Raw genomic sequence first — 23,871 nt, 5'->3', positions numbered from 1 at the left:
CGGATGGTCGACGCCGACAATAAAATCATCGTCATCGATGACGACCCCACGGGTTCGCAGACGGTGCATTCGTGCCTGCTGCTCACGCGCTGGGATGTGGAAACGCTGGCCATCGCTCTGCGCGATGCGGCTCCGCTCTTTTTCATCCTCAGTAACACCCGGGGCATGGTGGGGGAGCGAGCGGCGGCGGTCACCCGCGACATCTGCCGGAATCTGCGGGTGGCACTGGATCGAGCAGCAGCGGCGGGGCGGGCGGTGCGGCCTATTCTGGTGAGTCGTTCCGACTCCACCTTGCGCGGCCATTATCCGGTGGAAACCGACGTGATGGCCGAAGAGTTGGGGCCCTTCGACGCCCATTTTCTTATTCCCGCCTTTTTTGAGGGCGAACGCATCACGCGGGACGGCGTGCATTACGTGCGCCAGAACGGTGTGGAGACGCCCGCCCATAAGACCGAATTTGCGAAGGATTCGGTGTTTGCCTTTCATCACGGCTTTCTGCCGGACTACGTGGAGGAGAAGACCCAGGGACGGATTCCGGCGGCGGCGGTGGAGCGCTTCACGCTGGCGGAGTTGCGCGCGGGCTGCCTGGGGCACCTTCTGGCCCTGAGGGACAACGTTTGCGCCGTGGTGGATGCGGTGGAACCCGCGGACCTCGCCGCCTTTGCCCGGGATTTACGGGCTGCCGCGGCACAAGGCAGGCGCTTTCTCTTCCGTAGTGCCGCCAGCCTGTTGACGGCGCTGGCGGACTTGCCGCCGCAACCTGTGGCGGCCAAGGATATGGCGCAAGTGGTGCGCGGTAGCCGGGCCGGTGCCATCGTCGTCGGCTCGCACGTGCGCAAAACCACGGAGCAACTGGAATGTCTGCTCCTGGAACCCGGCTTGGAGGCTATAGAGGTCGATGTGGACCGTTGTGCGGGCGCGCAGCGCCCTGCACAGTTGGAGGCCATTGTGCGGCGAGCGGCGGCGGCTCACGGCAAAGGGCTGGATGTCGTCATCTACACCAGCCGTGGTGAGCGCCGTTTTGCCGATCAAGCTGCCCGTCTGGCCTTTGGGGAGGCTGTGTCGGCCTTCTTGATGGAGGTGGTCCGAAGCTTGCCGGAGGATCTCGGTTTCCTCATCAGCAAGGGCGGTATCACTTCCAACGATGTCCTCAGCGACGGCCTCGCCCTGCGCATGGCGCGGGTCATGGGGCAGATACTGCCGGGCTGCTCTGTGGTGGTCTGCCCCGCCGATCACCCTCGCACCCCCCAACTGCCGGTGGTGATTTTCCCCGGCAATGTGGGGGATGCAGGGAGCCTCGCCCTCGCCCGCCGCCGCTTACGCGGCGACGCTCCTGCGTGAGGTGCCGGCCCAGCATGCCCGCGTCCCCCTACCCTACCGCTCTCCTTGCGGAATTGCAGGCGGCCTTGTCCGCGGATGCGGTCTTGCATGGTGCGGAAGATTTACGGCCATATGAATGCGACGGCCTCGCGGCAGTGCGCGAGTTGCCGCTTTGTGTGGCATTGCCCACGGACCGGGAGGGCGTACAGGCGGTCTTGCAAATCTGTCAGCGCCACGGCGTGGCGGTGGTGCCGCGTGGCGCGGGTACGGGCCTTTCCGGGGGCGCGCGCCCGCTCCGTGATGCGGTGCTTCTCAGTCTGGCCCGCTTACGTCATATTGTCGCCATCGACCGGGAAAACCGAACCGCTCGGGTTCAGCCGGGCGTGCGCAATCTGGCCATCAGCGAAGCGGCCCGCCCTTTGGGTTTGTATTACGCGCCCGATCCCTCCTCGCAGATCGCCTGCAGTATTGGCGGCAATGTAGCGGAGAACTCCGGCGGTGTGCATTGCCTGAAATACGGGCTTACCGTCCACAACATTCTGGAGCTGGATGTGCTGACCGCCACGGGTGAAACCCTGCGGATCGGCAGTCAGGCTCTCGACAGCCCCGGCTACGATCTGCTGGCGCTAATGACCGGTTCCGAAGGATTGCTGGGTGTGGTGACGGAATGCACGGTGCGTTTGTTGCCGATGCCGGAGCATGTCCTCGTCCTGCTGGCGGCCTTTTCCAGCGTCGAGGCGGCAGCGGAGTCGGTCAGCGCCATCATTGCCTCGGGCATCATTCCCGCCGGCCTGGAGATGATGGATCGGCTCGCCATCGAAGCAGCGGAGGATTTTGTCCATGCCGGTTATCCCCGCGATGCCGCAGCCATCCTCCTTTGTGAGTTGGATGGCCCGGCCGTGGAACTGGAGGAACAGCTACGAGAGGTCGAAACCCTGCTCCAACGCCACGGTGCCCGCGCTATCCGCATAGCCGAGGACGCAGCAACCCGTCTGCTGCTTTGGAAAGGCCGCAAGGCGGCCTTTCCGGCGGTGGGGCGTCTGGCTCCGGATTATTACTGCATGGACGGGACCATTCCGCGCCAGCGCCTGGCGGAAGTGCTGGAGCGAATCACCGCCTGGTCCGCCGAATATGGATTGCGGGTCGCCAATGTCTTCCACGCGGGCGATGGTAATCTGCACCCGCTGATCCTTTACGACGCGAATGCCGAGGGACAGCTGCACACCGCTGAGGAATTTGGGCGCCGCATCCTTGAACTCTGCGTGTCCGTCGGTGGCAGCGTCACCGGCGAACACGGCGTCGGCGTCGAGAAACTGGACAGCATGTGCGTTCAGTTCAACGCCGCCGAACTGGCGCAGTTGCATCGCATCAAACACGCCTTCGACCCCGAAGGTCGCCTCAACCCCGGAAAGGCCGTACCCAGCCTGCATCGCTGCGCCGAGTTGGGGGCCATGCATGTGCATCATGGCCAGTTGCCTTTCCCCGAACTGGAGCGTTTTTGACATAGATCAGAGCCAGACTTTGCAAGTGGCCGTACAAGAGGCCCACGCCAGATCCCAACCGCTCGCTATTCGTGGTGGCGGGAGCAAGACGTTTTATGGCCGCCAAACGCCGGCATGCGATCTGCTCGATCTCGGTGGCCACCGGGGCATCATCGACTACGCGCCCAACGAGCTTTTCATCACTCTGCGCGCGGGTACTTCCTTGCAAGCACTGGAGGCACAACTGGCGGAAGCCGGGCAGATGCTCCCGTTCGAGCCCCCGCATTTCGGACCCGCCGCGACCATTGGCGGGACGCTGGCCTGTGGGTTTTCCGGTCCGCGCCGTCCCTACGCAGGGTCGGCTCGCGATATGGTGCTGGGCATGCGCATCCTCAACGGACAAGGCGAAATCCTGCGCTTCGGCGGGCAGGTCATGAAAAATGTCGCCGGTTATGATGTTTCCCGTTTGATGGTAGGTGCCCTCGGCACCCTGGGCGTTCTGCTCGAGGTGAGCCTCAAGGTGCTGCCGCGTCCCGATAGTACCGTGACTCTGGTGTGGCCGATGGACCCCGTTACCGCCGTCCAACGCATGAATGACTGGGCTGGACAGCCACTGCCGCTCTCCGCTACGGCGTATGATGGTGAGCACCTGTATATACGTCTTTCCGGCACCGGAAGCGCCGTGCGGGCGGCACAGACCCGGCTGGGCGGCGAAAGGTTGCCCGATGCCGAGGCGGCGGCCTTCTGGGTGGCACTGCGCGAACAGCGGAACGATTTTTTTCAGGGGGACGCACCCTTATGGCGTCTGGCCGTGGCCCCGGCCACCCCCCCCTTGCCGCTCGGGGATCAGACCCTTATCGAATGGGGCGGCGGTCAACGCTGGCTGCGTGGTGCCCTTGATGCGACTGCCTTGCGGCAGTTGGCAGCGGAGCACGGTGGTCACGCCACCCTGTTTCGTGGTGGAAATCGCCGTGGCGAGGTCTTTCATCCCCTCGCACCACCGCTGCTGGCGATGCAACAACGGCTCAAAGCGGCCTTCGATCCGCGCGGCATCCTCAATTCGGGCCGTCTTTACGCCACCCTCTGAGGTCTGCCCATGCAAACCCATATCGCCCCCCGCTTCCAAAATGATCCCAGCGTAACCGAAGCCGATGCCATACTGCGCAGCTGCGTCCACTGCGGCTTCTGTACCGCCACCTGCCCCACCTACCAGATTCTCGGCGATGAACTGGATGGTCCGCGTGGTCGCATCTACCTCATCAAGGAATTCCTCGCCGGTGCCCCGGCCACGGAACATACCCTGGAACATCTGGACCGCTGTCTCACCTGCCGCGCCTGCGAAACCACCTGTCCTTCCGGCGTGCGCTACGCGCGGCTGGCGGAAATCGGCCGCGCGCATATTGAGGCAGAAGTGGGCCGCTCGACACTGGAGCGGCTGAAGCGCCGCCTGCTGCGCGCCATTGTTCCACATCCCGAGCGCTTCCATCTGCTGGTACGACTCGGTGACATCTTTAAGCCCCTGTTGCCGGATGCTTTGGCGCGCATGGTTCCGACCCTGCCCAAGCCCCGACTGAAGGCGCCCCGGGCCACGTTCCATGCGACGCACCGGGTCATTGCCCTCGCCGGATGCGTGCAAAGCGTCATGACCCCCTCGACCGGGGTGGCGCTGGAGCAAATACTCGGCTCCCTCGGTGTGGCTGTCGATGTGCCTGCCAGCGCCGGTTGTTGTGGTGCCCTCAGCCTGCACCTCAACGCACACAACGAAGCGCACAACTATATGCGTCGCAATATCGACGCCTGGTGGCCGCTGATCGAAGCCGGCGCTGAAGCCATTCTGGTCAGCGCCAGCGGCTGTGGCAGCATGGTCAAGGAATACGGGGAAGCATTACAAAACGACCCGCACTATGCTGAAAAGGCTGCGCGTGTCGCCGCTCTGGCCTGCGATCCCAGTGAATGGCTCCTGGAACGCGCCGGGGAAATTCCTTTCGTGGCCGCTAATCGCGGCACAGTCGCCTTCCATGCGCCCTGTTCTCTGCAACATGCCCAGCGCTTGCAAGGCAGGGTCGAAACGCTCTTACAACAAGCCGGCTACCAATTAACCAATGTTCGAGATAGCCATCTTTGTTGTGGTTCGGCAGGCAGTTACTCTATTTTGCAGCCTACCCTATCCCAGCAGCTACGCAATCAGAAACTGGAGGCTTTGCAGGCAGGGCAGCCGGACTGCATCGCCACGGCCAACGTGGGCTGCCAAATACACCTTCAAAGCGGCAGTGAGACACCGGTTTGCCATTGGCTGGATCTGTGTGCCGATGCCCTGGCTCCTCTGTTGGAGGATTGTAGCGACTGATCCACAGGTGGCGATGAAGTCGCCGCCATCGTGAAGATGGCGCCCTCAACCCGACCGTAACGCCCCCGTGCGGTAAAACACCCCGGCCATCATCAGCACCTCCACTATATCCAATCCTACCGTCACTACTGCCTTCTACGTAATAGCAACTAGAGTGCCGATCCATAACCCATTTATATAAGTAAAACATCATGGTTAAAAATCTTAACTTATTATTTATCGATGTACAGGTTACTGTTCACTTCGCAAGACTGTAGCAAATGGTCACCGAGCTACATTTCTGACTTCACGCAGGAGTTGTGAATGATTGCATCCTCTCTTCTTATGTTGGTTGCACCATGGCCATTGCTATTGGTGGGTTTACTTGTAGGAATCCGCGCGGACCATCATGCGCGCTGGGTCAAGACGCTGAGCAACGGTGCCAATTGGTTTGCACTGCTTTGTAGCATCGCTGCTACGACAATATATTTGGCGATAATACAGCATTCGCAGACCCTACTGTCGATCCATCTTCCATGGGAACTAGGCTCATTTGCGGTCCGAGTATTGATTAATCCGTTGACGTTCGTCATGTTCGTGTTGGTCTCCTTTATGGGAATGATTGTCTCTCGGTATTCCGCTTCGTATATGGTAGGGGACGCCCATGAGGGACAGTTCCATCGGTGGCTGAGTCTGACCGTTGGAGCATTTCTAGTACTGATTGTGACAGATAATATCTGGGGATTCTGGATTTCATTTGTCGCCGCCAGTCTGTTTTTACACCAGTTATTGATATTCTACCGCGAACGTCCGATCGCCGTGATTGCGGCACGCAAAAAGTATTTGTTTTCGCGTATCGCTGACGTGAGCCTTTTCACCGCATTTCTGCTGATAGCACGGACCACAGGAAGAGCAGAGTTTTCAGGAATCGCACAGTGGATGCACACGTGGCACGGAAGTCTTCCTGCCAGCTTGCAGATCGCAACAGGCCTGATTGTACTCTGTGCTATTTTAAAGAGCGGAATATTTCCATTGCATGGTTGGCTTATTCAGGTTATGGAGTCCCCCACGCAGGTTTCGGCACTATTACACGCAGGGCTCATTTATACCGGGGCATTCCTTCTCTTGCGTGTCAGTCCCATGATCACCCACGTAAGCTGGGCCTGGACCGCACTCATTCTTGCGGGACTTTTATCTGTAACAGTGGCATCTCTCATGATGATGACGGAAACCAATATCAAAGAATCACTGGCGTATTCCACTTCTGCGCAGCTAGGTTTCATGCTCATGGAATGCGGTTTGGGTTTGTACAGTATCGCCGTACTCCATATTATCGCTCACTCCGTCTATAAGGCGCATGCGTTCCTGTCTTCCGGAAGTGTGGTAGACAATTTCCGTGGACCGACGATCCAGAAGCTCACTACAACGCAAACGCTCGGACGAGCGGAATTGGCAATTGTTATATCAGGGATAGTGACCTTTGTAGTTGCCATGGCATTTGGCATCGATTTGCAAAAGCAACCTACTTTGCTGACGATCGGCGCCATCGTCGCCATTGCGATGGGTCAGCTTCTGCTGCAAGCCCTCAATAGGTCCGGAGTCGGAGCCGGCACATTGCTTTCCCGAGTGGCTCTGTTAAGCATCATGGTCTGTTCAGCCTATTTTGGGCTGCATGATCTGTCTAGCGACTTGCTGGGAACCAGCATTCCCAGTGATACCGTGCAGGCTGATCGTATTCCAATCTGGTTACTGGCGCTTATCGTCGTGGCTTTTCTTTCCTTGTTGCACATTCAGCAACTTTTGCCCCGTCTGCAGAAGTCGGCTTTTTGGCAGGCCGTATATGTGAACCTATATAATGGACTGTATGTTGATCTTGTTTTTAGCCAGATGGCCTTTCTGCACGCATCGAAGATAGGAAAAACGGTGGACGCGGCAAATCCACAAGTTCGGTTCCCGGAGGAGTAGGCATGCCAACACCAGCGACAATAAAGTCATATCAGGACATCAAAGCGAACATTGAGGGAGCATGCCAGAGAATTGCTCCACTCTGGCCGCTCAAGCACTTTGTTGCAGTAAATCCATACGTTGGCTTGCGCGATCAACCATTTTGGCGAGCGGATCAGACGCTTCGCAAAATCACTGGCAAGGGACTGACCATGCCCCGGCCATATTATGAAGAACAGATCGCCAACGGACGGATCATCCAAGAGGATTTAGACGAAGCACTGAAGCAAATGCACAGCAATTGGAGTGTTACCCAGCTCAAGCAGGTGATGAAACAACGATCGGCAAGCCGGAACGTGCCCTTTCCGGTCTTCGCGGATGCCATGTTTGCCGATGATCGTCGGGATTGGCCAGGCTTCGTTGTGGAAAGGATTAGCCAATATTGCGCGGCGTACTTTGACGAGGGGCAGGCCACATGGAGCATGCCGTGGCGCGATGACCCGATGTATCAGGCTTGGTTAAAGTTCATGCATTTCGACAAGAGCCCGCGAATGGTCGGTTTGCGCGGGATTGGAGAAGCGGCCGCCGCACTCCCGGCAGCCGCTGAAACGGCCATTGCCTTGGCTCTGAAGGAACTCTCCGTCCCGTTCGATCTGATCGATGATTATCTCTTTGCAGCACTCCTGAGTATCGGCGGCTGGGCGGGTTGGGCTAGATATTTGCGTTGGCAGGCCGAATTGAAGGGTGAGACCGATCAATCCTTGCGTGATCTTCTCGCCATCCGCGTGTGTTGGGATGCCATTCTTCACAAGACCTGCGCAGATATCGCCGTACGAAAACAATGGCACCTGATGTTGCACACCCAACAAAATAGGGCGATAGAAAAACCGTCGGAGCATGTTGATGCCATTTTGCAAACCGCGCTGGAGATCGGCTATCAGCGGTCATTAATCAAATCACTAAAAGAAGCATCGAGGCCAAGCAATACAGTCATTGAGCGACCCGTGGCGCAGGCTGCGTTTTGCATAGACGTGCGCTCCGAAATCATCCGCCGGGCACTGGAAACAGTGGCTCCAGGCATTCAAACCTTGGGCTTTGCGGGTTTCTTTGGCGTACTCATGGAATACGTCCCATTCGGTTCGAATGCGCCTAAGGGGCATCTCCCAGTCATTTTCAATCCGCCTTATCGGGTGTGCGAGGACCTGAGTCATGCAAGCGAGGATGAAACGCAACGGCATGCCGCAAAAAGGCAATTACGCCTACGGGTAGCCACCGCCTGGAAGAGTTTCAAAACATCAGCAGTGTCGACTTTCACCTTTGTGGAAGCCACCGGGTTGCTATATGCCCCGAAGCTTTTCGGTGACAGCATGGGTTGGACTCGCACCGTACCCCATCCGGACGAAAGGGGCCTTGATAGTGGGACGAAACAGAGATTGCGCCCACGCTTGATCGCTAGCGGTAACGGTAAATCCAGTGCGAAAAGTACCGGAATACCAGAAACTGAGCGGGCGGGTGTCGGAGAATTCATCCTTAAAAACATGGGGCTGACGCAGACATTCGCACGCCTGATCTTGTTGGCAGGCCATGGCAGCACTACGGTCAATAATCCACAGGGGACTGGACTCGATTGCGGTGCTTGTGCCGGGCAGACGGGAGAAGCCAGTGCCAGGATTGCGGTAACCTTGCTAAACGATCCGGCGACCCGCCGGGGTCTTGAGGAAAAAGGGCTTAAAATTCCGAAAGACACCTATTTTATCGCCGGATTGCATGACACCACAACCGATGAAGTGACGATCTTTGATACGGAAGATTTGCCGACAACACACGCCAAAGATCTGGCGCAACTCCGCCAATGGCTGGCGGATGCGGGTGAGCTTACGCGGTTGGAGCGCGCCACCCTGCTGGGTACGGCCTCTCAAGCTCCTGAGGTGGTCACGCGCGATATGCGGCGACGCACTCGGGACTGGGCCGAAGTCAGACCCGAATGGGCACTAGCAGGCAACGCCGCTTTTATCGCAGCCCCCCGCCAGAGGACAAGGGGTGTTGACTTGGAAGGTCGGGCTTTTTTGCATGACTATGACTGGCATAAGGACGCGGGCTTCTCCACATTGGAGTTGATTATGACCGCACCCATGGTGGTGGCAAACTGGATCAACATGCAATACTACGGCTCCATGGTAGACAATCTGCGTTTCGGCAGCGGCAATAAAGTGCTACATAATGTCGTTGGGGGATCTATCGGCGTTTTAGAGGGGAATGGAGGAGATTTGCGTGTCGGTTTTGCCTTGCAGTCCCTGCACGACGGTAAGCGTTGGATCCATGAGCCGGTCCGTCTCAACGTGGTGATTGAGGCTCCGCAGGCAGAGATGGAGAGCATCATTTCCCGCCACATTCTCGTCCGAGAACTGGTGGATAATGGTTGGCTTTATCTCTTCCAAATTGATGATGATGGCAGTGTTTACCGTCGCGTATGCGACAAGCAGTGGCCACGGATGACGTGAAAATTTCTGCCGCATTGCAAACCTGGTCTTGCTAGAGACAGCCATTGGAGGGAAGATGCAAGATATGTGTAAGAGAGCCGTCCAACGCCGGCAGGAGACGCAAGCCACAATGGAGATTTCTTTTTTATGACAGCGCTAGAAGACTCTTCCCTGCCAAGACGGGTTTTTCAGCAACGCGCGTTGCTTACCGGGTTGCTGTACGAGCCAATGCGGCGCCTGGCAGATGCATGCAGTCGTGTGTGGGGTGACCGTCCAAAAATGGAGACTGCATTGAGCGAGGCATTCTCCAACGTACCGTACTGTAAGTTTTTATATGTGTTGGACACCGGCGGAGTGCAGATAACGTCCAACATCAGCCGTGAAGGTCTGCTCGCCGAGCACTTTGGCCGGGATCGATCGGACCGGCCATATGTCAGAGAAGCCTTGCTGGCTGCCGAGTATTCTAACAAATATCGTGAAGCGCAGTATCAGCAGTGGCCCTACATACGAGAAGGGGTCCAAGCTGTCGACTTTCTGTTGTGCGAAGCCTATATCAGTCTGCATGCGCTACGGCCTTCGTTGACCGCCGTCCAATTTGTGCGTGACACCGACGGCACACTTCTCGGTTTCATCGGTGCGGATTTTGCCTTGAGGGACTTGCCTCAGGCAGGCGAAATATACGAAGAGCCCCGGTATCCCCGGCGGTTTGAAGGAGACCCATTCATATCGGATACGGCCGATACGAAGATGCGTTCCGAAAGCAAAATGGATAGACATCTGGATACCGTGCTTAGTGTCGTGGAAGAATTGATACTCGTACATGGTGTATACCATATAATTCTCCATTTCTCTAGCAGCCAAGCCATACTCTGGGTGATGGATGATCCGTATCGGTACCGTCTGCTGACTATAGACGAACTGATAGACCCCAATATTTGCTTGGCGTATCCCAAGCGTCCATATCCGGATGAAGCTGTGGTACCCCAGCAAGAGGTCCGGAAAATATTGAGCAATTTACGAACATTGAGATTTATGCAAGGAATATTTTATTTGCGCTCAGGATCTGTCAACATCTTTAACGGCACCGTAGGGTTGACATTTTCCTCCGATTGCTCTCATTATATTTCGCATGACGACTTTCTCAAAAGAGATCATACGTTATGGAATAATGGTTGATGGCCAAAAGACGGTCACCAAGCAATAGCACAGCATAAATAGGTAAATATCTCCCGGCAAAACCGGGAGCTTTGCCCCATCTCTGCTGGATGCTAGATTCCTGGAGGTGTTGGCCAAGCAGCCCTGCCTGCGACCGGAACAGATCAAAATCACCGAATCGGCGCCTTTGCGCGCCATGCAGAGAGCGCAAAGCCGCCGGGTCGCCTGATATCGCCTGGTATTGCCAGGCCACAAACCGGTTGGAGGCCCCATGGTTCGTGTCTCTTCAGCGGTCTTCCTTCGCCCATTGCCGTAACGCAGAAGGGCGGTGAATGTATATCTTGAGTTTTTCAACCGTGATCAAATGCTCCTCTCGCAATCGCTTCAACACACGAGAAAATGTTTCCGGGGTTAAACCTAGTCGCGCCGCGATCATGGCCTTTTTGGCAGGTAGAAGCAAACTCACGGGAGAATTTCCCGATGGGCAAAGTTCCAGCAGATATCCTACAACCCGTTGGTCAGCGGATTCCACAGTAAGATGTCGCAACTCCATTATTAAATGACGTAAACGCAGACTCAGTCTGCCCAACATTTGCAGCATCAGCTCCTGATGCTGCTGTAGGGTGACGAGAAATATCGTAAGGGGAATTTCCAGAACCCGGCTCGGCATGGCCGCTATTGCCTGCACAGGATAACGATATCCCAAAAAGGCTACAGCTTCTGCAAAAAGGTCTCCGCCTTGCAAAATATCAACTATTTTCTCGTGGCCGTCAGCAGCCGACGTCACCAGCTTCACTTGTCCATCCAGAAGAAAATAGAAAGCGGTAGCTGCATCGCCTTCGAGGAAAAGGATTTGCCCGACACTCATCTCCAGAACACGTGCGCCCTTAAACAAATGCGAAAGGTCCTCATCCGACCAGACAGAGAATATTTCTGTTCGGCGCAATCGCTCCATTTCTGTTAACTCTACTTGGCCGATTGTCATCAATCTGGCTTTTGGGCGAACAAAACCGTGTCTAAAACCATCTTTACCCCATGATGCGGCTTTTACGGACCATAACTCAGCCTGTTATGTGCCTGCGGGTGGCGTCTCGCAGGCGGATTCAGCCGCCGGATTCCAGACAATTGATCGGGATAGGCGGAGCGTAGTGTGACGTTAAATACGTTACGCCGAATCTCCGGGCAGGGTCAATCGCCTGTCTTTTGCTTAGGGTTTCCCGTCGACGATCATGAGGAAGTGGCGCAGCCACTTGATTGAAATCAAGGATGGTCCTGATCACAGCAGATATTGTTGACAAACAAGCACCACAACCTCAGGAGACACCATGATGTTTTGCTATCAATGCGAACAAACCACCCGCAGCCCCGCCGGAATAGGCTGTACCAGTGAGCCGGGAACGTGCGGCAAGGATGAGGCCACTGCCGGTCTGCAGGACATTCTCACGCACCTTATGAAGGGCATTGCCCAGTATGCGCGCCGGGCGCGGGCGATGGGTGTTGCCGACAGACGTACGGACGACTTCATTTTTTATGGGCTTTTCACCACGCTCACCAATGTGAACTTCACTGCCACACGTTTTGTCCACCTGATCCAGGAGGCCAGCAAAAGGCGTGAACGGATCAAATTATTGTACGAGGAAGCGGCGCGAGAGCAGGGCAAGACTCCCGAAATCCTGTCCGGTCCGGCCCTCTTCCAACCTGCCGATAGTCTGGAACAACTGCTGCGTCAAGCCCCTAGCGTCGCCATAAACGCCGACGTAGAACATCTCGGATCCGATGTGATCGGTGCTCGTGCCCTCATCCTCTACGGCATGAAAGGCGTAGCCGCTTATGCTCAACATGCCCGCGTCCTGGGTTATCAGAGCGACGAAGTCGATGCGCAGGCAGAGGAAATCCTGGACTACTTGGCAAGTAATCCAACGGACCTCGATGAAATGTTGGAAGAATCATTGGAAGTCGGCCGTTTGAACCTGAAGGTGATGGAGTTGCTTGACGTTGCCAATACGGACAGTTTTGGAGCGCAGGAAATTACCTCTGTGCGCATCTCCCCGATCCAGGGCAAGGCAATCCTGGTCAGCGGTCACGATCTCCATGATCTCAAACAAATCCTGGAGCAGACCAAGGATCAGGGGATCAATGTTTACACCCATGGGGAGATGTTGCCAGCCAACGCCTATCCCTTGCTCAAGGCATACCCTCATCTGGCCGGGAATCTAGGGGGAGCATGGCAAGATCAGCAGCGTGAATTTGCAGATTTCCCTGGGCCCATTGTCATGACTTCCAACTGTATCATTGAGCCGGGCAGAAGTTATAAAAATCGAATTTTTACCCTTGGCCCAGTGGGGTGGCCCGGCGTCCGCCATATCGACAATGGGGATTTCACCCCGGTGATCCAGGCCGCCAAGGCATTACCGGGATTTACTGCCGATGCAAAAGAGCAGCGTATCACCATCGGTTTTGGGCATCACACTCTCCTGGGTGTGGCGGATAAAATCGTCGATGCGGTGAAACACGGAGATATTCGCCACTTCTTCCTCGTCGGTGGGTGCGATGGTGTTTCTCCGGCGCGCAACTACTTCACGGAGGTGGCGGATAATGCCCCCGCCGATTCGGTAGTGATGACCCTGGGATGCGGTAAGTATCGATTCAACAAGCATGAATTCGGAGATATTGGAGGCATCCCCCGCCTGCTGGATATAGGCCAGTGCAATGATGCCCACTCCGCCATCCGGGTAGCGGGTGCCCTGGCCGAGGCATTCAATTGTGGGGTCAATGACCTGCCGTTGTCGATCATGCTCTCCTGGTTTGAACAAAAGGCTACCGCCATTCACCTTTCCCTGCTGGCTCTGGGTATCAAGGGAATCAAGCTGGGGCCCACCCTGCCTGCCTATCTCACACCAACTTTGGTGCAGAAGCTCCAATCACGTTTCGATCTTGATCTCGATCTTATTGGCGAGGCGCAAGCGGATTTGCAGACGGCTCTGGCGCATACGGCATAGCACAATGGAACGCCGCTTCGTTCTGCAACGGACGAAGCGGCATAAGGATGAGCACATCATGACCAACTACGATATCACTATCCATACCCGTGATAAGCAACAGGTGTCCTTCGTCTGTTCTGAGGCGGAAGATTTACTCTCTGCTGCGGACCGGGAAAGTATCCTGCTTCCTTCCCAATGCCGGAAGGGAACTTGCGGAGCCTGCGTGGCCACCGTTACCGCAGGCACTTATCACCTGGGTGAAGTCAGTATGGAAGCCCTGCCAGAGAAAGCGCAGGCACGAGGCGATGTACTTCTGTGCCGTACCTATCCGCGAGCGGATCTGATTCTGGAGGCGCCTTATGACTACAACTACATCCGCTTTGAGCGCATCCCGGAGCGCGAGGCAGAAGTAGTGGACGTCACTATGGTGGCTACGGGTACGCGACGACTGTTATTACGCCTGCAACCTGATGAGCAAGGGGGAGCTGCGGAATTCGAAGCTGGGCAATTTATGGAAATCCAGGTACCTGGCAGCGATGCGCGTCGCGCCTATTCTCTAGCCAACAACACCAACTGGAATGGCGACCTGGAATTTTTCATCACGCTACGACCAGGTGGTGCCTTCTCTACCTATCTGGAATCCGCCTTGGTGGGCGATCGCCTGAACATACGTGGACCACTGGGAACCTTTACCCTGAGAGAAAACGGCCTGCGGCCACGTTGGTTCATTGGTGGCGGGACAGGTCTCGTGCCGCTACTGTCGATGCTGCGACGCATGGCAGATTGGGGAGAAATGCTTCCGGCACGTCTGTACTTCGGCGCAAGATATGAAGACGAACTCTTCTGTCAGGAGGAAATCCGTCAGATCCAGGATAAACTTCCCCAACTGCAGGTGAAGATATGCCTTTCACGTCCTGGCAATCACTGGGTGGATTATCGAGGCAGCGTGGTGGATGCCTTGCGCGACGATCTGGGAAGTCTTGCCACTTTACCGGATCTGTATGTTTGCGGATCAACGCGATTGGTCCAGGGGGTGACGGAATTAGCTCTGAGCCAAGGGTTGCCGGACTCCTGTTTGCAGTTCGAACGGTTTTTGTCCGCATAGGAGCTATGATCGAAACTGGTGTATAGACGGGTTACAAGTGACTTGAGCAAGGTGGCGTACTGTTGCTACAAAGGGTTTGCAGGCCAAGTGAGCAACGTAAGGAGTACGCCGTGGAAAAGAATACCGTATTTGAGGGTGGTATGGGAGAGTTGGGCCTGGGCATCGAAGGCGTACTTCGGCGAGCGGCACGTTCCCTGATCGAACAGGCCATAGAGACAGAGGTGGCCGTATTGCTGGAAGAGTTTTCTGCTGTACGGATGGTCCAGGAGCGTCTGGTGGGTAAGTATTTCAAGCGTTGGAGCTTCACTCCGCAACGTCCTGTCAAAAGGGCGTTGGAGCAGAATCCAGAAGCGGTCCGTCAGTGGTTGGAGCAGGATTATCCCCGCCTACGCGCGCAAGCGGCCCAAGAGGGAGCGGTGATTTATTGGGGGGACGAGACGGCCGTCAAGGAAGATGCCCATTGGGTGCGCGGGTATGCTCCTCGGGGACAAACGCCGGTATTGGCTGTTCCCGCCCGATGGACCACGCTATCCATGATCTCGGCGATTTCTCCGCAGGGCAAAGTCGCTTTCCAGATTGTCGAAGGCAGCATGGATGCGGAGCGTTTCATCGCTTTTCTCACGGCCTTGATTCAGAATGCGCCCAAGAAAATCTATCTGGTAGTCGATAATCTGCGTGTGCATCATGCCAAGATGGTAACGACTTGGCTCGCGGATAAAAAAGACCGTATTGAACTGGCCTTTCTGCCGCCCTATGCGCCGGAATCCAACCCCGACGAATACCTGAATCGGGACTTCAAAACGGCTCTACGTGTCGGCACGGTCAGCACTGAGAAAAACTCGCTGATAGCCAAGGCAACAGCCTTCATGGAGCGTCTGCGCCAAATGCCGCACCAGGTCACCAGCTATTTTCGCCACCCTTCTGCCCACTATGCTATGTCGGATATTTAAGTGCCTGGTTAATAATCACAAACCGGGGAAAGTGCGGGCACCCAGTCTTTCTGGATGCGTTCGGGGTGGGCATACAAAGTCATGCGATCATTCCGGGCGAAACCAATCAGGGTAACACCATGGCTTTCAGCCAGCTTGATAGCGAGACTGCTGACCCCGGAAATAGCCGCAATCACCGGAATACCAAAGCCAATGGCTTTGAGGACGATTTCAAAACTCAGGCGCGAGGAAATCCCCAGCACATTGACTTCGCCGGGCCTCAGCCCATGCTGAATGGCTGCACCAATACTTTTATCCACCGCATTGTGGCGACCAATATCTTCGCGCACCAGATAATCCCGTTGATAGCCGAGAATGGCTGCATGGGCTGTCCCGGTACTGTGGTTGAGCGCCTGTCGCTCCTGCATCTGGACCATGAGAGTGCGGATGGAGGCCGGATTGCAGCAAAAACTGCTTTCCAGTGGCGCAAAGGGAATGAGCCCGGCCAGGAGTGGTGTCCCGCACAAGCCGCAGGCACTTCCGCCAAGGACGTGACGACGCTTGTGTTGCGCGCGTTCTGCAGCTGCTGCCGTGAGCTGGAGGTAGATGGCCCAGGCGCCATTTTCGGTCATCCGTTCCCAGGCGATAATTTCCTCGGGGCCGTGAATAATGGCTTCGCTCCACAGAAAACCCATAAAGAAATCATCCAGATGCTCCGGCGTCACCATCATCACCGCATAAGCCTGACCGTTGATGACAATGGATACTGCCCGTTCTTCAAGGACAGCTTCCTGGTGGGCAACCGATAACCCTTTTCCGGTCAGCAGGGTCGCTGCTGACCAGCCGATGCAACTATCTAATTCGCCATGGATGCGCATAAATCCTTTCCTTTCTGGGTAAGAAGGATCACAGCACGACCACGTTGTTCGCTTTGGGTCAGATAACCCATACCACCCCAGCTTTCATTTTCACCAAGCAGTAACAACAGACGTTCCAGTTGACTACGCCGCAAATTCATCTGTTTCCCTATTTTTGCCAGAGAAATGACCGGTTCATTACACAGTGCTTGCAGCAGAGCGATGACCCAATCCTCCGTGGCCGATTCTGGAACAGACTCAGTCGTCACGCTTGGTCACCGCGTGAAAGGTCACCCGAATGGATTTGGAAGTCGGGGTGTTGGCTCGGTCTGCATGGCTGGACAGAGGAACCAGCACATTCAGTTCGGGATAGTAACCCGCCACACAGGAGCGGGGAATATCATAAGGCAGCAGGCGAAAACTCCGGGCAACGCGCTCGCCGTCAGTCCAGTGCGAAATAATATCCACCAGCGAATTTTCTGCAAAACCCAATTCAGCCATGTCTTCCGGATGCATGAAGCAAATATTGCGGGCACCTGATACCCCCCGGTAGCGATCTTCATACCCATAAATAGTGGTGTTGTACTGATCGTGACTACGAATCGTCATCAGATTGAAAATCCGCGCCGTACTTTTGGGAACAAAGCGGCCTTCAGTGATGTGATGCAATGGCTGGGCAATAAACTGAGCCTTGCCGGATGGCGTTGTCCAGCGTCGGGAGCGAGGCGGCAGATCGAGATGAAACCCTCTGGGTTGATGGACCCGGGCATTGAAGTCCTCAAAACCCGCAACCACTCTTGAGATGCGGTCGCGAATCCGGTCGTAATCCTCTACCAGGGCGCGCCATGGAGTTTTGCTGTTGGGCAAAGTGGCTTCAGCCAATTCGGCAATGATGGCACATTCGGATTTCAGTTGTGGGGAAGCCGGCACCCGAATTCCCTGGGAAATGTGCACCATGCTCATGGAATCCTCAACGGTGATGCCCTGGGGCTGACCATTTTGAATATCTATTTCCGTCCGACCCAGACAAGGGAGAATCAGGGCATTTTTCCCGTGAACCACATGAGAACGATTGAGTTTGGTGGTCACATGTACGGTGAGTTCACAATGGCGCAATGCTTCATGTACGCGCTGGGTATCCGGGGTAGCGTTGGCAAAATTGCCTCCCATCCCGAAAAACACCTTGGCCTCGCCTTTTTCCAGGGCGGCAATACTGCCAATGACGTCATGGCCGGGTTCTCGGGGCGGCTCAAAACCAAACTCCTTACCCAGACGATCCAGAAAATCGGCAGCGGGACGTTCCCATATCCCCATGGTGCGATCGCCCTGAACATTACTATGCCCGCGAATGGGGCAAGCTCCGGCTCCTGGCTTACCCATATTCCCTTTCAATAGGAGCACATTGACCAGCATTTGAATGGTAGCGACGGCATGCTTGTGTTGGGTGATGCCCATTCCCCAGGTGATGATGCTGGCTTTGCCCGAATCATAAATTTTACCGATTTCCATAAGCTCGGCATGGCTGAGACCGCTTTCTGACTCAATTTCTGCCCAAGGGGTATCCAGGGCAATTTTTTTCAGAGCATTAAAACCTTCGGTATGGATGTCAATAAAATCCTGATCCAGAGAGCCCTGCTCCAACAGATAACGCGCTATGCCGAGGGCAATGGCATAGTCGCCGCCAATGCGGGGCTGATAATAATGGGTGGCGATTTCGGTCCCATGATTGGTGAGCATCTCGCCGGGATCCTGAGGGTTCACAAACCGCTGCAGGCCGCGTTCCCGAAGCGGGTTGAAAACCAGAATCCGGCAGCCGCGCTTGGCCGCATCCCGCAAGGTGCCCAGCATACGCGGGTGATTGGTGCCAGGATTATGACCAAAGAGGAGCAGTGTGTCGGCATGGTCAAAGTCTTCCAGGGTGACAGTACCTTTGCCAATACCAATAGATTCAGGCATTCCGAGACTGGTAGGTTCGTGACACATGTTGGAGCAGTCCGGCATGTTGTTGGTACCAAACTCACGGACAAAAAGCTGATAGAGAAAAGCTGCTTCGTTAGAAGTTCTGCCGGACGTATAAAAAATAGCCTGGTTGGGGGATTCGAGCGCGTGCAGGTGACGGGCTATTTGGGCAAATGCCTGCTCCCAGGAAACGGGTTGATAATGGTCGCTGGCTGCATCATACATCATCGGTTCCGTCAGGCGGCCGAATTCTTCCAGATCATAATCACTTTGCTGGGCAAGCCAGCGCACGGAATGCCGGGCAAAAAAATCGGCCGTTACGCGTTTGCTGGTGGCTTCGGCAGCAACGGCCTTCACCCCGTTTTCACAAAATTCAAAGGTGGAGTGGGCATCGGGGTCGGGCCAGGCGCAGCCCGGGCAATCAAAACCTTCGGCCTGATTGGACTTCAGCAGCAGGGCAGTTCCTGCCGAGAGAATGCCTTGCTGGCGCAGGCTCTGCATGGAAGCGCGAAGCGCCCCCCAGCCTCCCGCTGGTTGACGATATGGATGGAATTTCAGCTCAGACATGGTTTCTCCTTGTGAAGTATCACCGACTTTCAGGGCAGAAGACCGGCATCCTGCGCGGCCAATGCGCCTACGGCAGACCAGTCACGGGTGGCACCGCCCTCAGCAGCAAGGCGAATAAAGCGATCACGCAAGAGGCTTGCAAGAGGCAGAGGGACATCCAGATTTTCCGCTGCTGCCAGAACCAGACGCATATCTTTCTGGCCCAAGGGCGCGGCAAAGCCTGGAGGCGTAAATTTCCGGTCGGCAAGCAGTGCACCATAGTTTTTGTAGAGGGGCACATTGAACAGGCTAGAGGTCAGCAGATCCAGATAGGCATGGCGGTCTACCCCCCCTTTTTCCACCAGCGCCATGGCCTCACCCAGCGATTCAATGACCGAAGCAATCAAAAAATTACCACTGAGTTTGACCAGATTGGCCTTTTCCGGTGCCTCTGCCACCACAAAGCTGCGTTGACCTATCACGTCAAAAAGTGTTTGCAGACGGGTAATGAGTTCCGGTTTTCCCGCCAAGACCAGGAACAGCTTGCCAGCAGCCGCAGCATCGGGTCTTCCGAAAACCGGCGCGGCCAGATACTCCTGTCCGGCTTTGGCATGGGCTGCGGCCAGTTGCGCTGAAAGGGCAACACTGATGGTACTGCAGGACACATGCACGGCCCCCGGCCGCAACTGCGTTATCAGGCCGTTTTCTTCCAGAACCAGGGATGTCACGGCAGGATCATCGGCGAGCATGGTGAATACCACATCGGCATCTGCAAAGTCCTGAAGATTGCTGGCGGCTTGTGCACCTTGGTCCGCAAGAGCCTGCATTTTTTCGGGAGTGCGGTTGAACACCTTGATATTCTCTCCGGAAGTTAGCAGTCTGGCCGCCATTCCCGAACCCATCTGCCCCAATCCAATGAAACCTACTTGCATGATGACCTCCTTCACTTGTATCCGTTACATACCGACCGGTCGGCATAGATCTTAGTTAGAGTTACTGTTTCCGTCAACAATGGGCCTTGTCCAATATGAAATGAGTCTGAAGGGTGGATCGTGTTTCCAACATGAAATGAGTCTGGAGTGAGCTGCAACGGAATCGGGCTCCGTTCATGATGGAGGGATGGTGATCCGCTATCTGATGAAAATCAGTGGTTACTTCCGTCAGCAGATCACCCGGCTGATTGCCCAGTATCGCCAACACGGTCGGTTACAGCGCCGCCAGCGCACCGTGGCTGGTTTCCAGCACCAGTACACCGCCAAAGATATCCGCCTGCTGGCGGCGATGGATGAGCGCCACGACACGTCCTGCGGTCAGGCCATCAAGAAGCTGTGTGAGCGCGCCTGCGCGGTCTTCGGTCAGGCCGAGTATGAGCGGCTGGCCTCGATCTCCGTGAACCACCTCTATAACCTGAGAAAATCCACCATCTACACTCGCCAGCGGCGCCACTTTGCAAAGACCCGACCCAAGCCGTCAACGCTCGGCGAGCGGCGCCAACCCCAGCCCAACGGTCGACCCGGCTATATCCGCATCGATACGGTTCATCAAGGCGACTTGGACAAACAGAAAGGCGTGTATCACATCAACGCGGTGGATGAACAGACACAGTTTGAGATCGTCGTGAGCGTCGAGAAAATCAGCGAGCAGCACCTCATTCCGGCCCTGGAACAGCTGTTGGACAGCTTCCCTTTTACCGTGCTCAGCTTCCACTCCGACAACGGCTCGGAATACATCAACAAACGGGTCGCCGAGCTGCTGGAGAAACTGCGCATCGAGTTCACCAAGTCCCGCTCACGTCATTCCAATGACAACGCCCGGGCCGAAAGCAAAAACGGCGCCGTGGTGAGAAAGCTATTCGGTTACAGCCATATTCCATAACGCTGGGCGGCGCTGATCAACACCTTCAACCAGCAACACCTCAACCCCTATATCAACTTCCACCGCCTCTGCTTCTTCCCGGAAACCCGCACCGATACCAAAGGCAAACAACGCAAGCTCTACCGCTACGAAAACATGATGACGCCCTATGACAAGCTCAAGTCACTGCCCCAGGCAGAAGGCTATTTGAAACCCGGGGCGGTTCAGTTTCCTCCAAAAGGCCTAAAGCCCCCCTTGAAATCATCTGAACTCGTACCCATAACGTTGCATGCCAGAGTCCAGGCGTACAGTCGCTTGGCTGGCGTCCTATTGATGCCCGTGAAGGAGGTGTAAAATGGCAAATGAAGTTTCACGTCCGGTGGTCAAGAGTGTTCGTCAGGTAGAACCTTTGGAAAACTTAATAGAAACAGTGTGGCCTGGAGTATTTTCTCCTTTCATTACCCGACAGGCCACGCAACCCCAAATCGCGCATATTGATGTCCTTGATCACGATGACGCTTTTGTATTGAAGGCGGAGATTGCCGGCGTAGATAAGGATAAGCTGGATGTCCAGGTACACGGTAACCAGGTCTATATCAGTGGCGTCAAGGAAGAAGATAGCTCTCGGGAAGAAGGGAATTATATCTACCGAGAGCGTCGATATGGAGAGTTTTCTCGCACCGTGCAGCTCCCTGCAGATGTGAATGGCGATCAAACCAAGGCCATATACAAAGATGGTGTTTTAGAGTTGACTCTGCCTAAAACAGAATCTGCCAAACGCAAAAAGATTGCGATTTCCTGAGCGATAGGGGTGAGGCCTCGTGTATTTTCATGAGGTCTCACTTCCTCCATGATATCGCCTGGAACGGGTGATAACATATTGGAAATTGATAACTTCATAGTGGAACTGATCCAGATGATCGGTGTCTGATCCGATTTAGCAGAAACGGCACAGGTACAACCCTGCCAATTGTCTGGAGGACTTCAAATGAACACCCAAAAAATGGTGTTACCTGCCATCATCCTGCCGTTGTCCTTCTCTGTTCCGGCATTCGCCCAGTTGTCAAACCATTTGACGCAGGTGGCCGGTGATATATACGCATGTAAGACATCAGAGCAGGCCAGGATGCAGCATATCAATCCGGATTATCTCGTCCCGGGCTGCCGAATTTACAAACCTTCACCAGACATATCGGATTTGTGGACGACAAAGACTAACCACCACCGGGAAGCGGAAACAGGCCGTGGATAGCTCCCTTGATAGAGAGTTAAGTGTTAAGAAGCATACGATAGAGGTGCGTCATGAGAAAAATCCAATGGAAAAGACCACGCTATATAGTATCCCTTGCTGTTGCCGTTGCGTTGGGTTTCGGACTGGGAGCAACGGGATGGGTTTTTGGGGAATCAGGTCATACCATTACGCCTCTGCCCTCACCAAGTGAGGCAGAAACAAGGCCAAGATTGGTCAAGATACCGGACTTTAGCCCAATCGTAAAAAAATATGGCAACGCAATCGTTAGAATCAGCGATTCTGACACAAAAATAGTTCATGAACATCAGGGGTTTTTTAATCCATTTCCGAAAGACTCGCCGTTTTTTGGTTTCTTTCATGGGCTACCAAATTACACGCCCCCGGAAAAGGAGGTGACCAAGGCTCTCGGGTCTGGATTCATCATCTCTCACAACGGTTACATCGTCACGGCGGGACATGTCGTGAGAGGCATGCACCATATTATGGTGACCCTGAATAATCATCACGCGTATCGAGCCAAAGTGGTCGGATTATCCGTCCATTATGATACCGCGTTGCTGAAGATTCATGCCCACGATCTGCCTATCGTACAACTGGGGAACTCAAAGAACCTTCAGGTCGGTCAGTGGCTGCTGGCTATTGGTATGCCGTTTGGACTCTATAACACCGTAACCCAAGGCGTGGTCAGCGCCATGAATAGATCACTACCTCATGATAATCAGTACATACCATTCATTCAAAGCGATGTGCCCATCAATCCTGGAAATTCTGGCGGTCCGCTTTTCAACATGCGTGGACAGGTCGTCGGGATCAATGATCAGATTTATACTAACGATGGCGGCTACATGGGGTTATCCTTCAGCATCCCGATTGATACCGCGATGCGTGCCGTTCATGCATTCGAGCGCCATCAGAAAGTAAAATTTGGTTGGCTGGGTGTCGAAATTCAGTCAATGACGCCACAAATGGCGCAGGCGATGCACCTTCCGGAACCAGTAGGCGCATTGATCGCGCAGGTTATGCCCTCGAGTCCTGCGGCAAAAGCGGGCATTAAGTCCGGGGAAGTGATCGTGGCTTATGATCACCGTCCTATTTACAACGTTAGCACGCTCCCTCCATTAGTAGGTGACACACCACCAGGCAGGATTGTGCCCATCGGCATCCTCGATCACGGGAAGCCCAGGACATTGCAGGTTCAGGTCGGCGAGATGCCGCAAAAGATGCTGGTGGCTGCCGATCAACAGAGCATCGACATTCGTCGTCTAGGGGTACGCGTTGGCACCTTGGGACCAAAGGAGCAGCAGAAACTCGGGGTGGATCACGGCGTATTGATTCAGTCCGTCTATCCGGGGCCAGCATCTTTTATTGGCCTACGGAGTGGAATGGCGATTTTGTCCATCAACCAACTGCGGGTAACCAGCCCTGAACAATTGGCTCAACTGGTGAAATCTCTCCCTGCGAATACACCCATTTCCATGCGTATTCGCAATCACCATGGGAGTATTTTCGTCGTGATTACGCTGCCCACACGATAGTCGAAGTGGAGATTGTTCGGGATGTGATTATCCATTTGTTGGTGTCTCCATGGTGCCCATTCACCGCTGCTTGACAGAGCAGATTCCACAAGCAGCGGTCAGGCAATGGCAAGAAAATCATCCAGATAAACAATGGCGCTGTGCAAG

General features: G+C 55.2%; 19 protein-coding genes and 1 pseudogene. 15 read left to right on the top strand and 5 right to left on the bottom strand.

The features are described from left to right. Positions 1-3 precede the first annotated feature (3 nt). From AFE_RS07730 to AFE_RS07700, 7 genes are all read left to right on the top strand, one after another. Positions 4-1,341, top strand: a complete 1,338-nt coding sequence (locus tag AFE_RS07730; RefSeq protein ID WP_012607164.1) for a four-carbon acid sugar kinase family protein — start codon at positions 4-6, stop codon at positions 1,339-1,341. Positions 1,342-1,355: 14 nt separating this feature from the next. Then, a complete protein-coding gene (locus AFE_RS07725; protein ID WP_012607163.1) occupies positions 1,356-2,822 on the top strand; it encodes an FAD-linked oxidase C-terminal domain-containing protein in 1,467 nt (488 codons plus the stop codon). Continuing rightward, positions 2,785-3,888, top strand: coding sequence for a glycolate oxidase subunit GlcE (gene glcE, locus AFE_RS07720; protein ID WP_235826736.1), 1,104 nt, complete (start codon positions 2,785-2,787; stop codon positions 3,886-3,888). The genes AFE_RS07725 and glcE overlap by 38 nt, the downstream gene beginning before the upstream one ends. 9 nt (positions 3,889-3,897) lie before the next feature. Next, on the top strand, positions 3,898-5,148 hold the full coding sequence (glcF, locus tag AFE_RS07715; protein WP_009566374.1) for a glycolate oxidase subunit GlcF: 1,251 nt from the start codon (positions 3,898-3,900) through the stop codon (positions 5,146-5,148). 303 nt (positions 5,149-5,451) lie between these two features. Next, complete coding sequence (locus AFE_RS07710) at positions 5,452-7,092, top strand: proton-conducting transporter transmembrane domain-containing protein (RefSeq protein ID WP_009566373.1); 1,641 nt, start codon at positions 5,452-5,454, stop codon at positions 7,090-7,092. Between the two features lie 2 nt (positions 7,093-7,094). After that, on the top strand, positions 7,095-9,572 hold the full coding sequence (locus AFE_RS07705) for a YbcC family protein (RefSeq protein WP_012607161.1): 2,478 nt from the start codon (positions 7,095-7,097) through the stop codon (positions 9,570-9,572). A 126-nt stretch (positions 9,573-9,698) separates the two neighbouring features. After that, positions 9,699-10,727, top strand: coding sequence for a PDC sensor domain-containing protein (locus AFE_RS07700; RefSeq protein WP_012607160.1), 1,029 nt, complete (start codon positions 9,699-9,701; stop codon positions 10,725-10,727). A gap of 265 nt (positions 10,728-10,992) precedes the next feature. On the opposite strand, the gene AFE_RS07695 is transcribed toward AFE_RS07700, so the two are convergent. Continuing rightward, the gene (locus tag AFE_RS07695; protein WP_009566370.1) at positions 10,993-11,691 is read right to left on the bottom strand and encodes a Crp/Fnr family transcriptional regulator; all 699 of its coding nucleotides are present in this window, start codon (positions 11,689-11,691) and stop codon (positions 10,993-10,995) included. A 340-nt stretch (positions 11,692-12,031) separates the two neighbouring features. Here AFE_RS07695 and hcp point away from each other — a divergent pair, with 340 nt between their 5' ends. From hcp to AFE_RS07680, 4 genes and pseudogenes are all read left to right on the top strand, one after another. Next, positions 12,032-13,705 carry a hydroxylamine reductase gene (gene hcp, locus AFE_RS07690; protein WP_012536673.1) on the top strand — a complete coding sequence of 558 codons (1,674 nt, stop codon included), beginning with the start codon at positions 12,032-12,034 and terminating at the stop codon, positions 13,703-13,705. 58 nt (positions 13,706-13,763) lie between these two features. Beyond that, the gene (locus AFE_RS07685; RefSeq protein ID WP_012607158.1) at positions 13,764-14,792 is read left to right on the top strand and encodes an FAD-binding oxidoreductase; all 1,029 of its coding nucleotides are present in this window, start codon (positions 13,764-13,766) and stop codon (positions 14,790-14,792) included. 110 nt (positions 14,793-14,902) lie between these two features. After that, positions 14,903-15,064 (top strand): annotated as a pseudogene (locus AFE_RS16770) (IS256 family transposase); the annotation flags it as partial. Beyond that, the gene (locus tag AFE_RS07680) at positions 15,050-15,742 is read left to right on the top strand and encodes an IS630 family transposase (RefSeq protein ID WP_012607157.1); all 693 of its coding nucleotides are present in this window, start codon (positions 15,050-15,052) and stop codon (positions 15,740-15,742) included. The pseudogene AFE_RS16770 and the gene AFE_RS07680, both read left to right, overlap by 15 nt. A gap of 8 nt (positions 15,743-15,750) precedes the next feature. On the opposite strand, the gene fdhD is transcribed toward AFE_RS07680, so the two are convergent. The 4 genes from fdhD to AFE_RS07660 are packed head-to-tail and all read right to left on the bottom strand — an operon-like array spanning position 15,751 to position 20,015. Beyond that, complete coding sequence (gene fdhD / locus AFE_RS07675; protein ID WP_009569191.1) at positions 15,751-16,599, bottom strand: formate dehydrogenase accessory sulfurtransferase FdhD; 849 nt, start codon at positions 16,597-16,599, stop codon at positions 15,751-15,753. Continuing rightward, positions 16,578-16,847, bottom strand: a complete 270-nt coding sequence (locus tag AFE_RS07670) for a hypothetical protein (RefSeq protein WP_009569193.1) — start codon at positions 16,845-16,847, stop codon at positions 16,578-16,580. The genes fdhD and AFE_RS07670 overlap by 22 nt, the downstream gene beginning before the upstream one ends. Beyond that, positions 16,837-19,104 carry an FdhF/YdeP family oxidoreductase gene (locus tag AFE_RS07665; protein ID WP_012607156.1) on the bottom strand — a complete coding sequence of 756 codons (2,268 nt, stop codon included), beginning with the start codon at positions 19,102-19,104 and terminating at the stop codon, positions 16,837-16,839. Before AFE_RS07665 ends, AFE_RS07670 begins: the two co-directional genes overlap by 11 nt. Before the next feature lie 29 nt (positions 19,105-19,133). Continuing rightward, positions 19,134-20,015, bottom strand: coding sequence for an NAD(P)-dependent oxidoreductase (locus AFE_RS07660; protein WP_012536669.1), 882 nt, complete (start codon positions 20,013-20,015; stop codon positions 19,134-19,136). A 187-nt stretch (positions 20,016-20,202) separates the two neighbouring features. Here AFE_RS07660 and AFE_RS07655 point away from each other — a divergent pair, with 187 nt between their 5' ends. The 4 genes from AFE_RS07655 to AFE_RS07640 all read left to right on the top strand — a co-directional run bounded on the left by AFE_RS07655 (position 20,203) and on the right by AFE_RS07640 (position 23,724). After that, positions 20,203-20,958, top strand: a complete 756-nt coding sequence (locus AFE_RS07655; protein ID WP_009569195.1) for an integrase catalytic domain-containing protein — start codon at positions 20,203-20,205, stop codon at positions 20,956-20,958. A 334-nt stretch (positions 20,959-21,292) separates the two neighbouring features. Continuing rightward, on the top strand, positions 21,293-21,739 hold the full coding sequence (locus tag AFE_RS07650) for an Hsp20/alpha crystallin family protein (protein WP_009569199.1): 447 nt from the start codon (positions 21,293-21,295) through the stop codon (positions 21,737-21,739). A 186-nt stretch (positions 21,740-21,925) separates the two neighbouring features. Then, positions 21,926-22,189, top strand: a complete 264-nt coding sequence (locus AFE_RS07645; protein WP_009569201.1) for a hypothetical protein — start codon at positions 21,926-21,928, stop codon at positions 22,187-22,189. 50 nt (positions 22,190-22,239) lie between these two features. Continuing rightward, entirely contained in the window at positions 22,240-23,724 is a 1,485-nt protein-coding gene (locus tag AFE_RS07640; RefSeq protein ID WP_012607154.1) for a trypsin-like peptidase domain-containing protein, read from the top strand. The last annotated feature ends 147 nt before the right edge of the window (positions 23,725-23,871 follow it).

This window comes from Acidithiobacillus ferrooxidans ATCC 23270 (genome assembly GCF_000021485.1).
Taxonomy (GTDB): Bacteria; Pseudomonadota; Gammaproteobacteria; order Acidithiobacillales; family Acidithiobacillaceae; genus Acidithiobacillus; species Acidithiobacillus ferrooxidans.
This window is presented reverse-complemented; position numbering and strand designations above follow the sequence as displayed.